This is a genomic window from Achromobacter pulmonis, assembly GCF_021733725.1.
Taxonomy (GTDB): Bacteria; Pseudomonadota; Gammaproteobacteria; order Burkholderiales; family Burkholderiaceae_B; genus Achromobacter; species Achromobacter pulmonis.
Map to the genome: position 1 here is coordinate 3,880,650 of NZ_JAIFOT010000001.1, position 18,672 is coordinate 3,899,321.

General features: G+C 67.6%; 19 protein-coding genes. 4 read left to right on the forward strand and 15 right to left on the reverse strand.

Going from position 1 to position 18,672, the window contains the following annotated elements:
• Positions 1–34: 34 nt before the first annotated feature.
• The gene (gene pdxK / locus K2W61_RS17880; protein WP_236756232.1) at positions 35–898 is read left to right on the forward strand and encodes a pyridoxine/pyridoxal/pyridoxamine kinase; all 864 of its coding nucleotides are present in this window, start codon (positions 35–37) and stop codon (positions 896–898) included.
• 33 nt (positions 899–931) lie between these two features.
• Here the strand turns inward: pdxK and cynS are convergent, their stop codons facing one another.
• The 6 genes from cynS to K2W61_RS17910 all read right to left on the reverse strand — a co-directional run bounded on the left by cynS (position 932) and on the right by K2W61_RS17910 (position 6,324).
• Positions 932–1,375, reverse strand: a complete 444-nt coding sequence (gene cynS, locus K2W61_RS17885; protein ID WP_175140685.1) for a cyanase — start codon at positions 1,373–1,375, stop codon at positions 932–934.
• A gap of 9 nt (positions 1,376–1,384) precedes the next feature.
• Positions 1,385–2,179 carry an ABC transporter ATP-binding protein gene (locus K2W61_RS17890; RefSeq protein WP_175140542.1) on the reverse strand — a complete coding sequence of 265 codons (795 nt, stop codon included), beginning with the start codon at positions 2,177–2,179 and terminating at the stop codon, positions 1,385–1,387.
• 5 nt (positions 2,180–2,184) lie between these two features.
• Positions 2,185–3,027 (reverse strand): nitrate ABC transporter permease, encoded by an 843-nt coding sequence (gene ntrB, locus K2W61_RS17895; protein ID WP_175132609.1) that lies wholly within the window; start codon positions 3,025–3,027, stop codon positions 2,185–2,187.
• Entirely contained in the window at positions 3,027–4,400 is a 1,374-nt protein-coding gene (locus tag K2W61_RS17900) for a CmpA/NrtA family ABC transporter substrate-binding protein (RefSeq protein WP_236756233.1), read from the reverse strand. The genes ntrB and K2W61_RS17900 overlap by 1 nt, the downstream gene beginning before the upstream one ends.
• Before the next feature lie 131 nt (positions 4,401–4,531).
• Positions 4,532–5,170 (reverse strand): response regulator, encoded by a 639-nt coding sequence (locus K2W61_RS17905; RefSeq protein ID WP_175140544.1) that lies wholly within the window; start codon positions 5,168–5,170, stop codon positions 4,532–4,534.
• Positions 5,161–6,324, reverse strand: coding sequence for a PAS domain-containing sensor histidine kinase (locus K2W61_RS17910; protein WP_236756234.1), 1,164 nt, complete (start codon positions 6,322–6,324; stop codon positions 5,161–5,163). Before K2W61_RS17910 ends, K2W61_RS17905 begins: the two co-directional genes overlap by 10 nt.
• A 194-nt stretch (positions 6,325–6,518) precedes the next feature.
• Here K2W61_RS17910 and K2W61_RS17915 point away from each other — a divergent pair, with 194 nt between their 5' ends.
• Together K2W61_RS17915 and K2W61_RS17920 are read left to right on the forward strand one after the other, a co-directional pair.
• Positions 6,519–7,442, forward strand: coding sequence for an ABC transporter ATP-binding protein (locus K2W61_RS17915; protein WP_175132605.1), 924 nt, complete (start codon positions 6,519–6,521; stop codon positions 7,440–7,442).
• Positions 7,439–8,200: an ABC transporter permease gene (locus tag K2W61_RS17920; RefSeq protein WP_175132604.1), complete on the forward strand. Its 762-nt coding sequence runs from the start codon at positions 7,439–7,441 to the stop codon at positions 8,198–8,200. Before K2W61_RS17915 ends, K2W61_RS17920 begins: the two co-directional genes overlap by 4 nt.
• Before the next feature lie 75 nt (positions 8,201–8,275).
• Here the strand turns inward: K2W61_RS17920 and K2W61_RS17925 are convergent, their stop codons facing one another.
• The 4 genes from K2W61_RS17925 to K2W61_RS17940 form a co-directional block, all read right to left on the reverse strand.
• The gene (locus K2W61_RS17925; RefSeq protein ID WP_175132603.1) at positions 8,276–8,974 is read right to left on the reverse strand and encodes a glutathione S-transferase family protein; all 699 of its coding nucleotides are present in this window, start codon (positions 8,972–8,974) and stop codon (positions 8,276–8,278) included.
• 130 nt (positions 8,975–9,104) lie between these two features.
• Complete coding sequence (locus K2W61_RS17930; RefSeq protein ID WP_175132602.1) at positions 9,105–9,512, reverse strand: DUF4168 domain-containing protein; 408 nt, start codon at positions 9,510–9,512, stop codon at positions 9,105–9,107.
• A 224-nt stretch (positions 9,513–9,736) separates the two neighbouring features.
• Positions 9,737–10,918, reverse strand: coding sequence for an acetyl-CoA C-acyltransferase (locus K2W61_RS17935; RefSeq protein ID WP_175132601.1), 1,182 nt, complete (start codon positions 10,916–10,918; stop codon positions 9,737–9,739).
• Between the two features lie 43 nt (positions 10,919–10,961).
• Entirely contained in the window at positions 10,962–11,621 is a 660-nt protein-coding gene (locus tag K2W61_RS17940) for a 4'-phosphopantetheinyl transferase family protein (RefSeq protein WP_175140546.1), read from the reverse strand.
• A gap of 339 nt (positions 11,622–11,960) precedes the next feature.
• Between K2W61_RS17940 and K2W61_RS17945 the strand changes: the two genes are divergently transcribed.
• A complete protein-coding gene (locus K2W61_RS17945; RefSeq protein ID WP_175132599.1) occupies positions 11,961–12,521 on the forward strand; it encodes a LuxR family transcriptional regulator in 561 nt (186 codons plus the stop codon).
• Between the two features lie 20 nt (positions 12,522–12,541).
• Here K2W61_RS17945 and K2W61_RS17950 read toward each other — a convergent pair whose 3' ends face one another.
• The 5 genes from K2W61_RS17950 to K2W61_RS17970 all read right to left on the reverse strand — a co-directional run bounded on the left by K2W61_RS17950 (position 12,542) and on the right by K2W61_RS17970 (position 18,344).
• On the reverse strand, positions 12,542–13,858 hold the full coding sequence (locus K2W61_RS17950; RefSeq protein WP_175132598.1) for a TRAP transporter large permease: 1,317 nt from the start codon (positions 13,856–13,858) through the stop codon (positions 12,542–12,544).
• 21 nt (positions 13,859–13,879) lie between these two features.
• Positions 13,880–14,410, reverse strand: a complete 531-nt coding sequence (locus K2W61_RS17955; protein ID WP_175132597.1) for a TRAP transporter small permease subunit — start codon at positions 14,408–14,410, stop codon at positions 13,880–13,882.
• 53 nt (positions 14,411–14,463) lie between these two features.
• Positions 14,464–15,558 (reverse strand): TRAP transporter substrate-binding protein, encoded by a 1,095-nt coding sequence (locus tag K2W61_RS17960; protein WP_175132596.1) that lies wholly within the window; start codon positions 15,556–15,558, stop codon positions 14,464–14,466.
• Between the two features lie 64 nt (positions 15,559–15,622).
• The gene (locus K2W61_RS17965) at positions 15,623–17,158 is read right to left on the reverse strand and encodes a class I adenylate-forming enzyme family protein (protein WP_175140547.1); all 1,536 of its coding nucleotides are present in this window, start codon (positions 17,156–17,158) and stop codon (positions 15,623–15,625) included.
• 4 nt (positions 17,159–17,162) lie between these two features.
• Positions 17,163–18,344 (reverse strand): acetyl-CoA acetyltransferase, encoded by a 1,182-nt coding sequence (locus tag K2W61_RS17970; protein WP_175140548.1) that lies wholly within the window; start codon positions 18,342–18,344, stop codon positions 17,163–17,165.
• Positions 18,345–18,672: the final 328 nt, after the last annotated feature.

Consider the following 18,672-nt stretch of genomic DNA (forward strand, 5'->3'; position numbering starts at 1 on the left):
GCCGAATCCGTCTTTGTCCGCAGGAGCCTGCCGCATGACCGCCCATCCCGCTGCCCCGCCCCCCGGCGCAGCGTTGCCCGCCGTGACCGCGCGGGTCGACGTCGTTTCCATCCAATCCCAGGTTGTCTACGGCTGCGTTGGCAACAACGCCGCGATGCCGGTGTTCCGCCAGGCCGGGCTGCGCGCCATCGCGCTGCCCACGGTGATTCTGAGCAATACCCCGCACTATCCGACGCTGCATGGCGGCGCGATGCCGCCGGACTGGTTCCAGGGGCTGCTGCGCGGCCTGGACGAGCGCGGCGTGACCGCGGTGGCGCGCGCCGTGGTCTGCGGGTACCTGGGTCAGCCCGCCCAGGCCGACCTGCTGGCGGACTGGCTGAGCGGGCTGCGCGCCACGCGGCCCGAGGTGCGCGTGCATATCGATCCGGTCATGGGCGACCGCAACGACGGTCTGTACGTGGACGCCGGGCTGGTGGCGCAGTACCGCCGCAGGCTGGTGCCACAGGCCCACGGTATGACGCCCAACCATTTCGAGCTGGAGCAGATGGTGGGCCGGCCGCTGGCCTCGATCGACGAGGTGGCGGCGGCCGCGCGCGAGCTGATGGCCGAAGGGCCGGAATGGATCGTGGTCACCAGCGCCGCGCCGCAGGCGGCGGCGCCTGGCACCCTGCAGTTGGCGGTGGTGACGGCCGCCGACTGCAGGGTGCTGCGCCACCCCGAGGTCGCCATCCCGGCGTCGGTGCATGGCACGGGCGACGTGTTCATGGCGGCGATCACGGCGCGGCTGCTGGCCGGCGACCCCCTGGAGGAAGCGGCGCGCGATGCCGCTGCCGCGGTGACCGGCGCCTTGGCGCGCACCCGCGACCTGGGCTGGGAAGAACTGGCGGTGGAAGGCTGACGCCGGCGGGCCGGTGCGCCAATCCGGGCCGCGTCAGTACATCTTGTACGGCAGGAATTTGCCGCTCATCACGATCTGCACCCGGTCGCCCTTGGGGTCGGACTCGCGCGCCAGATCCATCTTGAAGTCGATGGCGCTCATGATGCCATCGCCGAATTCCTCGTGGATCAGCGCCTTGAAGGTGCTGCCGTAGACATTGACCAGTTCATAGAAGCGGTAGATCAGCGGATCGGTCGGCACCGTGGTGGGCAGCGAGCCCTTGTACGGCACCACCTGCAACTGGGTCACGGCGTCGGCGGGCAGGTCCAGCAGGCGGGCGGCAGCCTGGGCCTGGGTTTCGGTCATGGTCATCTGGCCCAACAGCGCGGCCGTGGTCCACTCCTTGCTCTGGCCCACGGCCTCGGCGATGGCGGCCCAGGAGAGTTTCTTTTCGAGGCGGCGGGTGACAATCAGTTCGGTGACTTCGGCGCGGGACATCATGGGGATTCACTCCTTGTGGGAAGCCTTGTCGACCAGGAAGTCGACGAGATGGTTGCGGATTTCGTAGTAGCGCGGCTCGTGGTGCAGGCTGGCGCGGGTCCGGCCGCGCGGCAGGTCCACGTCGACGGACTCGGCGATGCGGGCGTGGGGGCCCGCGCTCATCAGCAGGATGCGGTCGGACAGCAGGATGGCTTCGTCCACGTCGTGCGTGATCATGAATACCGTCTGGCGCGTTTCCTGCACAATAGCGCGCAGTTCGTCCTGGATGGTGCCGCGGGTCAGCGCGTCGAGCGCGCCGAAGGGCTCATCCAGCAATAGCATGCGCGGCTGAATGGCGAAGGCCCGGGCGATACCCACGCGCTGTTTCATGCCGCCCGACAGTTCGCAGGGCTTCTTGTCGGCGGCATGGGCCAGGCCGACCATGTCCAGGTAGCGCAGGCTGTGTTCGCGCGCCTGGGTCCGGGAGTATTGCGGCCAGCGCGAACGCACGCCGAATTCGACGTTCTGCAATGCGCTCAACCAGGGCAGCAGGGCGTGCGCCTGGAACACCACGCCGCGCGACAGGGACGGCCCGGCGATTTCGCGGCCGTCCATGATGACCACGCCCTCGCTGGCCTCGTCGATGCCCGCCAGGATATTGAGGATGGTGGTTTTGCCGCAGCCCGAGTGGCCGATGACGCAGACGAATTGCCCTTGCGCGATATCGAAGCCGATGTGCTCGAACACCGGCGCGCTTGCCTGGCCGTTGCGTCCGGGATAGCGCTTGGCCAGCGCCTGCACTTGCAGAAAGGGGGGGCTCATGGTGTTCACTCCCGATAGCTGACCAGCCGCGTGGCGCGCGCCAGCAGGGTGTCCAGCAGCATGCCGATCAGGCCGATGAACAGGATGGCGCAGATGATGTTGGCGATGGAAAGGTTGTTCCACTCGTTCCAGACGAAATAGCCGATGCCGGTGCCGCCGATCAGCATTTCCGCGGCCACGATCACCAGCCAGGCGATACCGACCGAGATGCGCATGCCGGTCATGATGGTGGGCGCGGCCGCCGGCAGGATGACCCGCAGCGCGGTTCGCAGGCGCGAGACCTCCAGCGTGCGCGCCACATTCAGCCAATCCTGCCGTACGCTGGCCACGCCGAAGGCCGTGTTCGCCAGCATCGGCCAGAGCGAGCAGATGAAAATCACGAAGATGGCCGAGGTATTGGCATCCTTGATGGTATAGAGCGCCAGCGGCATCCAGGCCAGCGGCGAGATCGGCTTGAGCACCTGGATGAACGGATCGACGGCGCGGTGGACCATGCGGGACATGCCGACCAGGAAGCCCAGCGGAATCGCCACCAGCGCCGCCAGCAGGAAGCCGGTCAGCACCCGCGCCACCGAATACGCCAATTGCACGCCGATGCCCTTGTCGTTCGGGCCGCGATCGTAGAACGGATCGCGCAGGTGCTGCCACAGCTTGGCGCCGACCTCGGCGGGACCGGGGAAAGGCGTCGCCGAACCGCTGGCGGCGGCGCTGCCGACCAGCGCCGCGTAGGCCGGATCGACCGTCACGGTGCCTTCGGCGGGGCGGGTGGCGACGTGCCAGATCAGCAGGAACGTCAGGAACAGCGCGACGGAAAGGCCGGTGGCGCGCCAGGGTTGCTGCGCCTGCATCAAGTCCTCCGGATCTTGAAGCTGGCCAGGTAGGCCTCGGGCTGGCTGGCGTCGAACGGCTTGCCCATCACGCTGAAGGTCTTGGCGCTTTCGGCGGGCGGCGTCAAGCCGGCCTCGCGCATCAGGTGCAGCGCGTCGGTTGCCAGGAAAACTTCGTTGGCGACCTTCTGGTAGTCCACCTCGCCTTTTATCTGGCCCCAGCGCTTCATCTGCGTCAGGATCCACACCGCGAACGAGCCCCAGGGCATCGGATCGAAGTCGATGCGCTCGGGGTCCGACAGCACGTTGCCCAGGCCGTCGGCATAGGTGCCGGTGAGCACCTGTTCGACCACTGTGACCGGCTGGTTCAGGTAGTTGGGCGTGGCGATGGCGCTGGCGATTTCCTTGCGATGGGCCGGGGCGCGGGCGTAGGCGGTGGCTTCGATAATGGCCTTGAGCAGCGCCTGGTAGGTATTGGGCTGGGAGGTGACGAACTCACGGCTGGCGGAAAAGGCGCAACACGGATGGCCATCCCAGATCGCCTTGGACAGCGTGTGGATGAAGCCCACGCCGTCATATACCGCGCGCTGGTTGACCGGGTCGGGCGCGAGAAATCCGTCGATATTGTCCGCGCGCAGGTTGGCCACCATCTCCGGCGGGGGCACCGACCGGATCTGCACATCGGTGTCGGGATCGATGCCGTGTTCGGCCAGGTAATAGCGCAGCAGGTAGTTGTGCATGGAATAGTCGAACGGCACGGCGAACTTGAAGCCTTTCCAGTCCTTCGGGTCGCGCCGGTTCTTGTGCTTCATGGCCAGCGTGATGGCCTGGCCGTTGATGTTCTCGACGGCCGGCATGGTCCAGGGCTGCGGGCGGCTGGCGCCTGCCCCCAGCGAGATGGCCAGCGGCATCGGCGACAGCATGTGGGCGGCGTCGTATTCGCCGGACATGGCTTTGTCGCGGATCAGCGCCCAGCCTGCCGTCTTCACCACCTCCACATCCAGGCCCTGCTTGCCGTAGAAGCCCATGGGATGCGCCATGATGATGGGCGTGGCGCAGGTGATGGGAATGAAACCCACCTTCAGCTTGCGTTTTTCGAGCGGGCCGGTGGACTGCGCGAAGGCCTCCTTGGCGGCAGCCAGCGGGAACAGCGCGGCGACCGCCGCCATGGCGGTGCCGCTGCCCACCGCGCGCAGAAAGCGGCGCCGCAGCGCATCCTGGGGGAACAGGGCGCGCATGACGGCGTTTTCCACTGCGTTGTCGGCCGCGTGCGCCAGGGTGGCGTCAGGGGCCGCCGTCCGCGCGGCGCGCTCGTGCTCGGCGCGGGACGCGTGGCGACCGCAGCCGCAGGCCAGGCGGCTGCCGGGGTCGAACGGATTGCTGAACAGGGACATGGGAGCCTCCGGTTTGGGAATGCCCCCATCTTGGCGCCGGCCGTGCCTGCGCGCTATCGCCGGTTCGACGATATGCGTGTAGTGCGCCAACTACACAGTGCGTGGCCTGCGCCAGGGTGGTGCGTGATGGCTCAGCGGGCACCCAGCTGGTGCGTGTTGGCGTAGGCCACCAGTTCGACCAGCGTGCGCACGCCGAGTTTCTCGAAGACCCGTGCGCGGTAGGTGGAAATGGTGTTCACCGACAGCGCCAGTTGCTCGCCGATGGCCGATACCGATTTGCCGGCCACCAGCAGTTGCAGCACCTGGAATTCGCGGTTGGACAGCAGTTCATGCGGCGGGCGGGTGCTGTCCTGGCGCACGGTGTGCGCCAGCAGCTCGGCGACCGGGCCGGTGACATACATCCTGCCGGCGGCGGCGTTGACCAGCGCGGCGAGCAGTTCGTCCGGGTCGCAGCCCTTGTTCAGGTAGGCATGGGCGCCCGCGCGCAGGGCCCGCACCGCGAATTGCGATTCGGGATAGACCGACAGCATGACCACGCCCAGCGCCGGATGGTCGGCGCGCACTGTCTTGAGCATGTCCAGACCGTCGCGCTCGCCCAGCGCCACGTCCAGCACCATCGCGTCATAACGGTCCTGGCGCAGCGCGCGCAGGGCGGCCGGGGCGTCCGCGGCTTCGGTCACCGCGCCGATCCGCGGGTCTTCCTGCAGGATGCGGGCCAGGCCACGGCGGATGATCAGGTGGTCGTCGACGATCAGCAGGTTCAAGGGCATGACGAGGACGCTCCGGTCAAGGGCGGGTTCAGCCGCAGGCGGGCGCGCATGCCGGCGCCGGGCGCGCTGTCCAGTTCCAGCTCGCCGCCGATGGCGCGGGCCCGCTCGCGCATGCCCAGGATGCCGAAGGTCTGCCGCGTCTGCGGCAGCGCCATGCCGACGCCGTCGTCCTCCACCGCCAGCAGCAGTCCATCGTCGCCCCAGACCGCGCTGACGCTGACGCTGCGGGCCCTTGCGTGGCGCTGCACATTGGTCAGCAGTTCCTGCACGATGCGGTAGACGGCGATTTCGGCTGCCGGCGCCAGCCGTCGGCATTCGGTATCGGGGGGGCACAGGTAGCGGCACTGCAGGCCGCTGCGGGCCTGCAGGTCCTGCAGCAGGGTTTCCAGCGCCGCCCACAGGCCCAGGTGGTCCAGCACTACCGGCCGCAGGTCGTTCAGGATGCGGCGGGTGGCGTCCATCGCCACCTGCGTGACTTCCAGCATCCGGTCCAGGTGCGCCTGCAGCGGGGGTTGCGCCGCAAGTTGCCGGCGCAGCCAGTTCAGGTCCAGTTGCAGCGCGGTGAACGAGGCGCCCAGGTCGTCGTGGATGTTGCGGGCGATATGGGCCCGCTCCTGTTCGCGCAGCGTGCTCAGGTGCGAGGACAGGCGCCGCAGCGATTCATGGGCGGCGCTCAGTTCGGCCGTGCGCGCGTCCACCCGCGCTTCCAGCAGCGCCCGGGTGGCATGCAGTTCGCGCTCGATGCGTTTGCGCGCGGTGATGTCGGAGAAAATCACTACGGCCCCCACCACTTCCTGCTCGTTGCGGATGGGGTACGACGCGTACTGGGCGTCGAAGCACGAGCCGTCGCGCCGCCACAGCACCTCGTCGTCCACCCGTTCGCCGCGGCCGTCGCGGAAAGCGTTGAAAATGCGGCAGTCGTGTACCGGCATCAAGGTGCGGTCGGCGTGCGAATGGTGGATCAGGTAGTGCATATTGCGGCCCACCACCTCGTCCGGGGTGTAGCCCAGCATGGCGGCCCCGGCGCCATTGATGAAAATGCAGCGGCCGCGCAGGTCGATGCCATAGATGCCTTCGCCGGCTGATTCCAGCAGCATTTCCAGCTGGCGGCGCCAGGCGGCGTGGTGTGACAGGTGTTTCAGATCCGCGAACATGCCTTATGGCGGGCCTGGAGGGCCCGGCTCCCCGGTATGTGGGCGTATTCCGCCCTGTTATTGTCCTGCCAGCGAAGTGTAAGGCAGGCGGTCCCATTTATTGCATTTTCCAAACACACCGTTCCGCCAGCCCGAACAAGCCGCCCGCGCCCGAGGGGTAAAATCAGCGGCTGACCACCACGCCGGGAGCAAGAGTGCAGCCTGTCATTTCAGTTCAAGGCCTATCCAAGCGATATGCCTCCGGATTCCAGGCGCTCAAGCGCGTCGACCTGGAAATCCAACGCGGTGAGATCTTCGCCTTGCTCGGCCCCAACGGCGCCGGCAAGACCACGCTCATCAGCATCATCTGCGGCATCGTCAACCCGACCGAGGGCCGCGTGCTGGCCGACGGCCATGACATTCTCACCGACTTCCGGGCCGCGCGCAGCGCGATCGGCCTGGTGCCGCAGGAAATCTCCACCGACGCTTTCGAAAGCGTGTGGAACACGGTGACGTTCAGCCGCGGCCTGTTCGGTAAGCCCGCGAACCCCGCATACATCGAGAAGGTGCTGCGCGACCTGTCGCTGTGGGACAAGAAGGACAGCCGCATCATGGCCCTGTCCGGCGGCATGAAGCGGCGCGTGATGATCGCCAAGGCGCTGTCGCACGAACCCAAGATCCTGTTCCTGGACGAACCCACCGCCGGCGTCGACGTCGAATTGCGGCGCGGCATGTGGGACATGGTGCGGCAGCTGCGCGAGAACGGCGTCACCATCATCCTGACCACCCACTACATCGAGGAAGCCCAGGAGATGGCCGACCGCGTCGGCGTGATCCGCAAGGGCGAGATCATTCTGGTCGAGGAAAAAGACGCGCTCATGACCAAGCTGGGCAAGCGCCGCCTGACGCTGACGCTGAAAGCGCCGCTGCCGGGCATCCCGACGGCGCTGGAGCCGTTCCACCTGGAAATGTCGGCCGATGGCCGCCAACTGGTCTACACCTACGACAACCAGGGCGGCGGCGAGATCTCCGGCCTGCTGCGGCGCCTGACCGAACTGGACATCGAATTCACCGACCTCAATTCCTCGGAAAGCTCGCTCGAGGAGATCTTCGTCAGCCTGGTGCACGGACAATCATGAATTTCTACGCAATCCGCGCCATCTATCGCTTCGAAATGGCCCGCGCCTGGCGCACCCTGATGCAGAGCGTGCTGTCGCCGGTCATTTCCACTTCCCTGTACTTCGTGGTGTTCGGCTCGGCCATCGGTTCGCACATGGTGCAGATCGACGGCGTCAGCTACGGCGCCTTCATCGTGCCCGGCCTGATCATGCTGTCGCTGCTGACCCAGAGCGTGGCCAACGCCTCGTTCGGCATTTACATGCCGCGCTTCTCGGGCACCATCTATGAGATCCACTCGGCGCCCATTTCGTACCTGGAGATCGTGGCCGGCTATGTCGGGGCGGCGGCCAGCAAGTCCATCATCCTGGGGCTGATCATGCTGGCCACGGCGCGTCTGTTCGTGCCGTTCGAGATCGCGCATCCGTTCTGGATGCTGGGCTTCCTGCTGCTCACGGCCGTCACCTTCAGCCTGTTCGGCTTCATCATCGGCGTCTGGGCCGACGGCTTCGAGAAGCTGCAGATCATTCCGCTGATGATCATCACGCCGCTGACCTTCCTGGGCGGCACGTTCTATTCCATCAAGATGCTGCCGCCGTTCTGGCAGGCGGTGACGCTGTTCAATCCGGTGGTTTACCTGGTCAGCGGTTTTCGCTGGGCGTTCTATGGCGTGGCCGACGTGAACGTCACCGTCAGCGTCGCCATGACGCTGGTGTTTCTGGCCATCTGCCTGGTGGTGGTGCGCTGGATCTTCAAGACCGGCTATCGCCTGAAGACCTGAACCGCGCCCTGGCGTGGCCGCCCGCCGGGGCGGCCAGCGCCTGGCGCCGGCGGGTGCCCGCCGGCGGGTATCCGGTTACGCCGCCGCCACCGGCGCCTGACGCGCCAGCCCGCCATGGGCGTCGAGCAGCCGCTCGCGCCACGCGGCCACCGGATCGTCGTCCGCCAGCAGTTCCAGCGCGCTGGTGCAGCGCGCCCACATGAAGAAACCGAATACCGCATAGTCCGCGTAGGCCGGCTGCGTGCCGGCCAGGTATGGCTGCCGCGCCAGCATCTGGCGCAGCGGCAGCAGCGATGCGCGCAAGGCCGCGAGCTGTTCGTCGCGCGAGGCGGGCAGGTCTTCGAGCGGGCCGAAGCGCTTTTCGCGCGTGTGGCGGAAGTAGTCCTTGTCCTTGGCGTCGATCAGCGCGTGGATTTCCGGCAGCAGCAGCCGCGCCAGCGTCGGCACCAGGGTGGTGTCGGCCCAGCTGTTGGCGAACAGGCTCAGGGCGCGGCCGGTGTCGCCGCCGAACAGCGACGGACGGTCGGGGAAGGTGTCTTCCAGGTAACAGGCGATCTGCCAGGAATCGCTGACCACGTGCTCGCCGTGCACCAGCACCGGCACCAGTTTCTGGCCCGAGAATTCGATCGCTTCCTTGTCGGTGAAGCGCCAGGGCACGGTCTTGGCGTCCAGGCCCTTGTGGGCCAGCGCCATGTGCGTTTTCCAGCAATGCGGACTGAAGCGCAGCGTCGGGTCGGCGCCGGCCAGGTCGTAGAGGATGAGATCGGATGTCAAGATGCCGCGCTCCTTGGAGGAAGAGGCCCCGGGCCTGGGGACAGCGCTCTAGGATACCTCCGATGGCGGCGCGGCCGCGAGCGCCGGCCGGCCGGCCGGCCGGGCGCGGCCATGCCGGCGCGCGCGGCGCTTACTGCGTGGCGGCGCCGGCCTGGCCCATGTTCATCAGGCGCTGCTTGACCTGCGGGTTCTGCTGCACGGCGCGGCCGATGCCGTTGAACTCCTCGACCGACAGGCCATCGGCCCGCACCAGCTTGACCATCTTGGCGTCGGCCTCCTGGATCACCTTTTGTTTGTCGGCATCGGTCTTGGCGGCGTCGACCTTGGGACGGTACTCGTTCACCACGCCCGAGACCTTCTGCGATGCCGAGGCGAAGCGCTGCAACTGCTGGTCGGTGGGCTGCGCGGCGGCCGGCGCCATCGGCGCCTGTGATTGTGCCTGGCCGGCGGGGGCGTTCTGCGCCGCCAGGACGGGCGCGGCGGACAGCGCGGCCGTCACCATGAGGGCCGATAGGATTGCGGTTTTGGAACGCTGCATGAAACCTCCTTGTTCCGGATGTGTGTCCGGCCATGATCGCAACGCTGGCGGGGAGGCTTCAAGTTTCGCAATGTGTTTTCCTGTGTCGGCGGGCCACTGTGGGGTGGCCCGGCGCGGCAGGGCGGCGCCGGGGGCGCCGCGGATACGTTTGCGCGCAATTCAGTGACGTCTGCAAACGGGGGCGTGACCATTTTTCAGGCCCGCCCCGCCCGGGGCGCGCCGCTTCAGGCCATTTCCAGCGCGATCGCGGTGGCCTCGCCGCCGCCAATGCACAGCGTCGCCACGCCGCGCTTGCCTTGCGTCGCCTTGAGCGCGCCCAGCAGCGACACCATGATGCGCGCGCCCGAAGCGCCGATCGGGTGGCCGACCGCGCAGGCGCCGCCGTGGATGTTGACCTTGTCGCGCGGGATGCCGTGTTCCTTCATGGCGGCCATGGTGACCGCGGCAAAGGCTTCGTTGATCTCGAACAGATCGACGTCGGCGGTCTTCCAGCCGGTCTTGTCGTAGAGCTTTTTGATCGCGCCGACCGGGGCGGTGGTGAACCACTCGGGTTCCTGCGCGAAGCTGGCATGGCCGACGATGCGGGCGATGGGCTTGCAGCCGAGCTTCTTGGCGGTGGACTCGCGCATCAGCACCAGCGCGGCGGCGCCGTCGGCGTTGCCCGACGAGGACGCGGCGGTGATGGTGCCGTTGGCGGCGAAGGCCGGCTTGAGCGTCGGAATCTTCTCGACGTTGAGCTTTTGCGGACGCTCGTCCTGCTCGACCACCGTGTCGCCCTTCTTGGACTTGATGGTGACGGGCACGGTTTCCCATTTCAGCACGCCGTCGCGGGCGGCCTTCTGCGCGCGCGAGACCGATTCCATGGCGAAGGTGTCCTGTTCCTCGCGGGTGAAGCCGTACTTGGCGGCGCAGTCCTCGCCGAACGTGCCCATGGCGCGGCCCACCTGGTAGGCGTCTTCCAGGCCGTCGAGCATCATGTGGTCGTACATGGTGGCGTGGCCGGCGCGATAGCCGCCGCGCGCCTTGGTCAGCAGGTAAGGCGCGTTGGTCATGGATTCCATGCCGCCGGCCACCACCACGCCGTAGGTGTCGGCGATGATGCCGTCATGGGCCAGCATGGCAGCCTGCATGCCCGAGCCGCATACCTTGGACACGGTGATGGCGCCCACCGACGACGGGATGCCCGCCTTGATGGACGCCTGGCGCGCCGGGGCCTGGCCCTGGCCGGCTTGCAGCACGTTGCCCATCAGCACCGCGTCGACCTGATCGGGCTTGAGGCCGGCGCGCTCGAGCGCGGCGCCGATGGCGACGGCGCCCAGCTCATTGGCGGACAGCGTGGAAAATTCGCCCTGGAAGGCGGCCAGCGGGGTGCGCACGGCACTCACGATAACGATGGGATCAGACATGTGAACGCTCCTTGTCGATGGGGGACAACGTAAAGGGGAGGCTTCAAGGATCAATCTCCAAGGCAGTATAGACGTGGCCTTGTGCGCTGCGATAGCCGCATTGGAACAGGTGACCCGGCCCGAATTCCGGCGTGGCCGCGCGCAGCAAGCGCAGTTCCAGGCGCTGCGCGGCCGGATCGATGCGGGTAATGGTGACGTCGGGGAAGTCGAATTCGACGCGCGTGAGCGGCTGCATGCATTTGTAGAACGCTTCCTTGGCCGAGAACAGCAGCGTGGCGAACTCGGCGCGTGTCAGCGCGCCGGCATCGAAGCCGCGTTCCTCGGGCCGCATGCAGACTGATTCAATGGCATCCACCGCGCGCGCATCGGCAATCGCCTCGATGTCGATGCCGAGCGCGCGCACCTCGCGCCGCCGCGCCACCGCCACGGCCACCAGCCGGCGGCTGTGGCTGATGGAGCCGACGTAACCTTTGGGCCAGATGGGCGACCTGTCGCCGGCCACGCCGACCTGCGTGCCGGGGGCGTCCAGCGCCTGCAGCAGCGCCGCCGCCAGGCGCCGGCCGGCCTCGAACTCCGCCTGCCGGCGCTGCCCCGGCGGCAAGCCGCCTGGCGCCGTGGCGCCGGGCGTGATCCAGGCCAGCCGCTGCGCCACGCGCGGCCCCAGCGGCAAGTCGGGCAGGTGGCCGGCCTGCGTGTCAATCATGGCCGGCCGCCCTGGCGGGCGGGTATGGAAGGGGGAGTCGGGGGCTGTGGCATGCAAGGAATGAAACAGTGTTGGAATGCGCCGGGCCATCCTGGCCGGCACGGCGCGGCGGATCGCCCGGCAGGGGCCTGGAAATCGTCCGCGCGATGGCGCGCCAGACGGCGCCGCGGGCAGCGCGAAAACCCGTCTGAAACCGCAGGAAAAAGCCCATTCCAGGTGCCGATAGCTTCTTATACACTGGCGCCTCGAAGCCCGCACGGACAAGATGCGGGCCGCCACAAAAGCGCAACGGATTCCGCTGCGCAACGGCAAAACCGGCACGCTATCCGGGGAGACAATATGAGTGACTTTCACCTGACATTGCTCGCCTTCAAGGAATCTCCCGCGCCGCAAGTCATCTGCAGCGCGCGCAAGATCTCGGAATGCAATCACTCCTTCGCAAATCTGTTCGGCTACACGCGCAGGGAACTGGTGGGCAAATCCATTCTGCAGCTTTATCCCTCGCTGTCCGATTTTCACCAGATCGGTCAACGTTGCCTCAAGCACCTGGAAAGCAATTGCTACTACGAAGACGAGCGCTTCATGCAGCATCGCAGCCGCGAGGTGTTCTGGGCGCGGGCGCGCGGCATCACCCTGACCCCGGAGGACCCCTTCGACCTGATGATCTGGAGCTTCGAGCGTATCGCCGAGAGCTGCCTGCGCACGGCCAACCTGACGCGGCGCGAGCGGGAAATATCCGCTTACGTCGCCAACGGGCTGAGCTGTAAGGAGATCGCCATGCGGCTGGATATCTCCTACCGCACGGTGGAGGTGCACCGCGCCCGCATCATGCGCAAGCTGGACGCGAAAAACACCGCCGAACTGGTCTCGAAGATCATCCTGGTCGACAACATGGCCTGACCGGCGCCGCGCATCCTGTTTCATTTTCCCAGCATCATCTCGGGCAGGATCGTGACGATCACCGGGAAAAAGAACAGGATCAGCGTGGTGACCACCTCCATGATGACGAACCACCAGGCGCCCTGGAAGATGTGCGTCAGCGGCGTCTGGCGGTCGATGCCCGCGATGACGAACACATTCAGCCCGACCGGTGGCGTGATCAGGCCGATCTCGCACATCTTCACGGCCAGGATGCCGAACCAGATCGGGTCAAAGCCCAGCGACACCACGGTGGGAAACATGATCGGCAGCGTGATCACCAGCATCGAGAACGCGTCCAGGAACATGCCCAGCGGGAAGTAGGCCAGCAGCATCAGGCCGACCACCAGCAGCGGCGGAATGTCCGAGGACACGATTCCCTGGGCGATCTGCTGCGGGATCTGCACCAGGCTGAGGAACAGGCTGAAGAGGCCCGCGCCCAGCATGGTGAACAGGATCATCACGGTGGTGGTGACGGCGCTGCGCAGGCTTTCGACCAGCTTGCCGCGCAGTTGGCCGCGCGCCTGGCGGGCGCATAGCAGCATGACGAACGCGGCGAAGGCGCCGACCGCGGCGGCTTCGGTCGCCGTGACGAAACCCAGGTAGATGCCGCCCAGCACGATCGCGAACAACACCAGCACCTGCCAGCCGTTGCGGATCGAGCCGATGCGCTCGCGCCACGGGCTCTTGGGCAGCACCGAGGCGGCCATCCGCGGCGAGGCGCTGATGACGCGGATGCCGAGGATGAACACCAGGGTCGACAGCAGGCCGGGCAGCACGCCGGCCACCAGCATCTTGCCGGCCGAGACTTCGGTCAGCGCGGCGTAGAAGATCAGCAGCACGCTGGGCGGGATCAGCACGCCCAGCACGCCGCCGGCCGCCACCGCGCCGGCCGACAGGCGCGGATCGTAGCCGGTGCGCTTCATCTCGGGAATGGCCACCGCGCCCACGGTGGCGGCGGTGGCGACGCTGGAGCCCGAGGTCGCGGCAAAGCCGGCGCAGGTCAGCACGCTGGCGATGGCCAGCCCTCCGGGCATGTGCCCGACCCATTTGCGCGCCATGTCGAACAGCCTGCGCCCCACGCCGGCATGATGGGCGAAGGCGCCCATCAGGATGAACAGCGGGATGACGGTCAGTAGGTACGAGGCCGACTGGGCGTAGGAATACGACTTGAGGCGGTTCAACACGAAGGCGGTATCCTCGACCAGGATCAGGCCGGTGATGCCCGCCAGCGCCAGCGCGGCGAATACCGGCGCGCCCAGCAGCAGCAATACAAAGATCAGGCCGGTGGCGACCAGGGTTACGGTGATGTCATCCATGGGGCAAAGGTCCGGTAGCGTTCAATGCGGGGCCAGCGCGGGCGCGGCGGCAGCCACCGGCGCGGCGCGGCACAGGGCGCAGCCGGCCTGGGCCAGCATCTGCAGGGCGCCGAACCACAGGCCGGCGGCGACGATGGCCTTGGTCCACCAGATCGGCACTTCGACATAGCCCCAGCGAAACTCGCGGATCTGGATCGATTCGAGCGCCTCGCCAGTGGCGGGGTAGGCCAGCAGGGCCAGCACCACGGCCGCCGCCAGCCAGGCCAGCGCGTCCATCCACTGCGCCACGCGCGGCGGCACCTTGCGATGCAGCAGCGTGACACGGATGTGGGCGTCTTCCATCTGGGTCCAGCCCAGGCCGAGGAACACGATCACCACCAGGCTCAGTTCCGACATCTCGAACAGGCCGGGAATGGAATGGCCGTAGAGGGCCCGCACGATGGCGTCGAGCGTAATGCCGAACATCAGGAACAGCAGGAACAGGGTGGCGATGGCGCCGAACAGGTTGGAGAAGGCGCGCAACACCGCGCCCAGGCGGGTGGAATAGTCCATGGATGCTCTGCCAGTGGGCGGCCCGGCGCGCAGGCCGGGCCGTTGGAGGGGCGTCAGGCCTCGGCGGCCAGTTCGTCGAAGCGCTTCAGGCTGCCCTGCGTGTCGTACTTGGCGATGGCCTTGTCGACCAGGGCCTGCATCGCGGGGCCGTCCAGCCCGGCCGGCTTGGCCACCCGGTCGACCCAGCCGTCGGTCTGCGCCGGCTGCACCAGGGCCCGCGCGCGATCCTTCTCGGCCTGCGGCAGCGACGAGAACTTGGTGCCCTCGGCCTTGGCGGTCTTGACGTACTGGCGCGCGGCCGCCTCGTAGATGCGCGCGTATTCGCCGCCGTAGATCTCGCTGACGATCTGGTCGCTGGCCTGCTTGACCGGATCGGGGAAGGCGTTCCAGACCCGCGCGTTGATGATGGTGGCGGCCGGACCGTGGGGGCCGTCGCCGATGTCGGTGAAGTAGGGCGCGATCTCGTGCAGCTTGTAGGCCACGGCGGTGATGAAGTCGAAACCATAGACGCCGTCCAGCACGCCGCGCTCCAGCGCGGTGTAGACCTCGGGCGCGGCCATCGGCACGGCGGTGCCGCCCAGGCGCTCGATGACTTCGTTGGCGGCGCCATAACCCCGGATGCGCTTGCCGCGCAGGTCATCGATCGAGCGGATCGGCTGGCGCGTCACCAGGGGCGCGTAGTACCAGTTGGTCCAATACAGCACCTTGCTGTTGTAGCGCCGCTCCCACTCATCGCGCAGCGGCTGGTATTCGGCGTACACATCGCGGCACAGCCATTGCAGCGCGTCTGACCGGTGCATGCGGTAGTACCATTCCAGCCCGCGCGTCACGGGCAGCTGGGCCTGGTAGTAGCCCGGCGAGATCAATGACATTTCCGAGGTGCCGTCGCGCACTGCGGACAGGTGCTCGCCGACCTTGTTGAGCGACTGGGCCCAGTAGCGCCGCACCTTGACCGCGCCGTTGGTGCGGGTTTCGAGCTGCTTGAGATACCACTCGTCCAGCCGCGAGGGGCCGGCGCTCTCGCTGATGTACGTATCGAACTTGATGCTGACCGGCTTGGCCGCCGCGGCGGCGCGGCCGGTCCAGACGGCCGGGGCCGAGGCGCCCGCCAACAGGCTGGCCGCCTTGATGAAATCGCGTCTTCTCATGCTCTCCTCCTTGGGGGATTCCGGCTTCTGATGCGCCGGTTGATGGGCCGGGCCTGGTGCCAGCCTAGCCGGTGGATTCGGCACTGCGCAGCGTGGCGCGCAATGCGGTTTTGAGAATCTTGCCGTAGCTGTTCTTGGGCAGCTCTTCATGGAATACGTAGCGCTTGGGCTTCTTGAACGAGGCGATTTCGCCGCGGCACCAGGCGTCCAGTTCTTCGGGCGCCAGCGTGGCGCCTGGGCGCGACACCACGAAGGCCACCACTTCCTCGCCCCATTGCGCGCTGGGCGCGCCCACCACCGCCACCTCGCGCACGCCCGGATGGCGCGCCAACGTTTCCTCGACTTCGCGCGGGTAGATGTTGGAGCCGCCGGAGATGATCACGTCCTTGCTGCGGTCGGTCAGCGTCAGGAAGCCGGAGGGGTCGAGCCGGCCGATGTCGCCGGTGCGCAGCCAGCCGTCCACCAGGGTTTCGGCGGTCGCCGGATCGTTGCGCCAGTAGCCCTGCATGACGGCGTTGCCGCGCACCAGCACCTCGCCCTCGGTGCAAAGGGGCACGGTGCGCAGCGCGGCGTCGACCACGCGCAGTTCCATACAGCTCTGGGCGGTGCCGACCGAGGCCAGCCGCGCCGCGCGCTCGGGATGGGCGGCGTCGGCGATCACCTCGCGCGACAGGGCGGTGATGGTCATGGGGCTTTCGCCCTGGCCATAGATCTGCACGAAGCGCTGGCCGAGCACCGCCAGCGCGTCTTCCAGGTCGGCCAGGTACATCGGCGCGCCGCCGTAGATGATGGTCTTGATGCCGCGGCCATCGCGTCCGCCGGCGCGGGCCTGCTCGACCAGGCGCTTGATCATGGTGGGCGCGGCGAAGAACGACAGCGGGCCGCTCCGTTCGGCCAGCGTCAGGATCTCGGCCGGTTCGAAGCCGCGCGAGTCGGGCACGATATGGCGGGCCGCCTTGCGCACGTACAACACGTGGTACAAGCCGGCGCCATGCGACATGGGGGCGGCGTACAGCATGCCGTCGCCGGGCTCCACGGTTTCCACGTCGACGGCATAGCACAGGCCCATGGCCACCAGGTTGCGATGGCTCAGCATCACGCCCTTGGGCCGGCCGGTGGTGCCGGACGTATAGAACAGCCAGGCCAGCGCATCCGCATCCAGTGCCGCGGGCGGCGCCCACGGACCCGCCGTGGCGCAGGCCGCGGCGTAGCCGGCGCCATCGATTTCCAACTGGCGGCAGCCGGCTGGCAGGCAGTCCGCCGGCAGGTCGTCGAGCCGGTCGGTGAATAGGACGCTGGCATCGGCGTTGGCGGCGATCCAGCCGACTTCCTTCGGGTGCAGCTTGGGATTGATGGGCACCGCCACCGCGCCCAGCCACCAGGCCGCGTACAGCAACTCCAGGTATTCGACCCGGTTGCGCGCGAACAGGGCGATACGGTCGCCCGCGGCCACGCCGTAGTCACGTTGCAGCCAGTCGGCCAGGGCCGCCGCATGGCGGGCGAAATCACGGTAGCTGGCGTGCAGCTGCGCGCCGCGATACAGGGCCGGGCGCGCGCCGTGTTCCAGCGCCGCCGCCTGCAACCAGTTGGCGATGTTCATGCCGTCACGCCCGCACCGCTTCGAGCACCGAGGCGTAGTTCGCCACGGCCATGCCACCCATGTTGAAGACCAGCCCGAGTTCGGCGCCCGGGCGTTGCATGTCACCGGCGCGGCCGGTCAGCTGGCGGTAGGCCAGCGCGTGCATCGAGACCCCGGTGGCGCCCACCGGGTGGCCCTTGGCCTTGAGCCCGCCCGACAGGTTGATGGGCAGGTCGCCGTCGCGCCGCACCGTGCCTTCGGCCAGCACGCGGTGGCCTTCGCCCGGCGCGGCCAGGCCCATGGCTTCGTAGATCAGCAGCTCGGCGATGGTGAAGCAATCGTGCACCTCGGCGAAATCCAGGTCCTGCAGCTGGATGCCGGCATCCGCGTAGGCGCGCTGCATGGCGCGGTGCGGGCCCTCGAAGGCCAGCAGGTCGCGTCCCTCCAGCGGCAGCATGTCGTTGACCTGGGTGGCGGCGCGAAAGCGCACCTGGCGCGCATAGCGCGGCGCGCGCCGCTCGCAGGTCAGGATGACGGCAGCGGCGCCGTCGCTGATCGGCGAGCAGTCGGTCATGCGCAGCGGCGCCGCGATCATGGGATTGCGTTCCGAGATCGTGTTGCAGAAATCGGCGTCCAGTTCGCGGCGCAGCTGCGCCAGCGGGTTGCGCAGGGCGTTGGCGTGGTTCTTGGCGGCGATGGCGGCCATGACCGGCAGCGGATCGTCGTAGCGTTCGGCGTATTTCTCGGCCAGGCGCGCGAACTGCTGCGGAAAGCTCATGCCGCTTTCGCGCGGGTCGTTCTTGTAGCCGGCGCAGGCCAGGGCTTCGGTCACTTCGGGGGTGCTGCGCGAAGTCATCTTTTCGACGCCGATCACCAGCACGGTGCCGGCCGCGCCCGATTGGATCGCGCGCAGGCCCGAATGGATGGCGGCCGAGCCCGAGGCACAGGCGTTCTCGCAGCGGGTCGCGGGCTTGAAGCGCAGCGCGGGATGCGCCTGGTGCACCAGCGAGGCGGGAAAGGCATCGGGCACCAGGCCCGCGTTGAAATGCCCCAGGTAGATCGCATCGATCTCGGCGGGGTCGACACCGGCGTCCTCGATCGCCTCGTTGGCCGCCATCACGATGAGTTGCTCAAGATTCAACGCGTCCAGTTTGCCGAACGGCGTATGGCCGCTGCCCACGATCGAAACGCCCGAGTGGTCGAACATGTCCCTCTCCCCATGCACATTGATGTGCGGCGGTGGTGTGCTTATGCGAATCAAGTGTAGGGCTGCGCCAATACGTATCTCTATACGTGCATCCACGTATTCGAATACGTAGCGTCGGAGGGCGGGCGTGGACTCGTACGTACCGCGTTGCTCGCGCTTGGTGGCGCGATATCGGGCCGCGTGGCGGCCGCGATGTGACGCGAGAAATACGACGCAGAGGTCCGGATTCAGGCGCTTTCGAGCACGTTGGCGTGTATTCGCGGCACGCTCTTGCGGCGCGGCGGGCGAGATACGGCAATGCGTGTTTTTGCTCGAATAAATGGGGGTG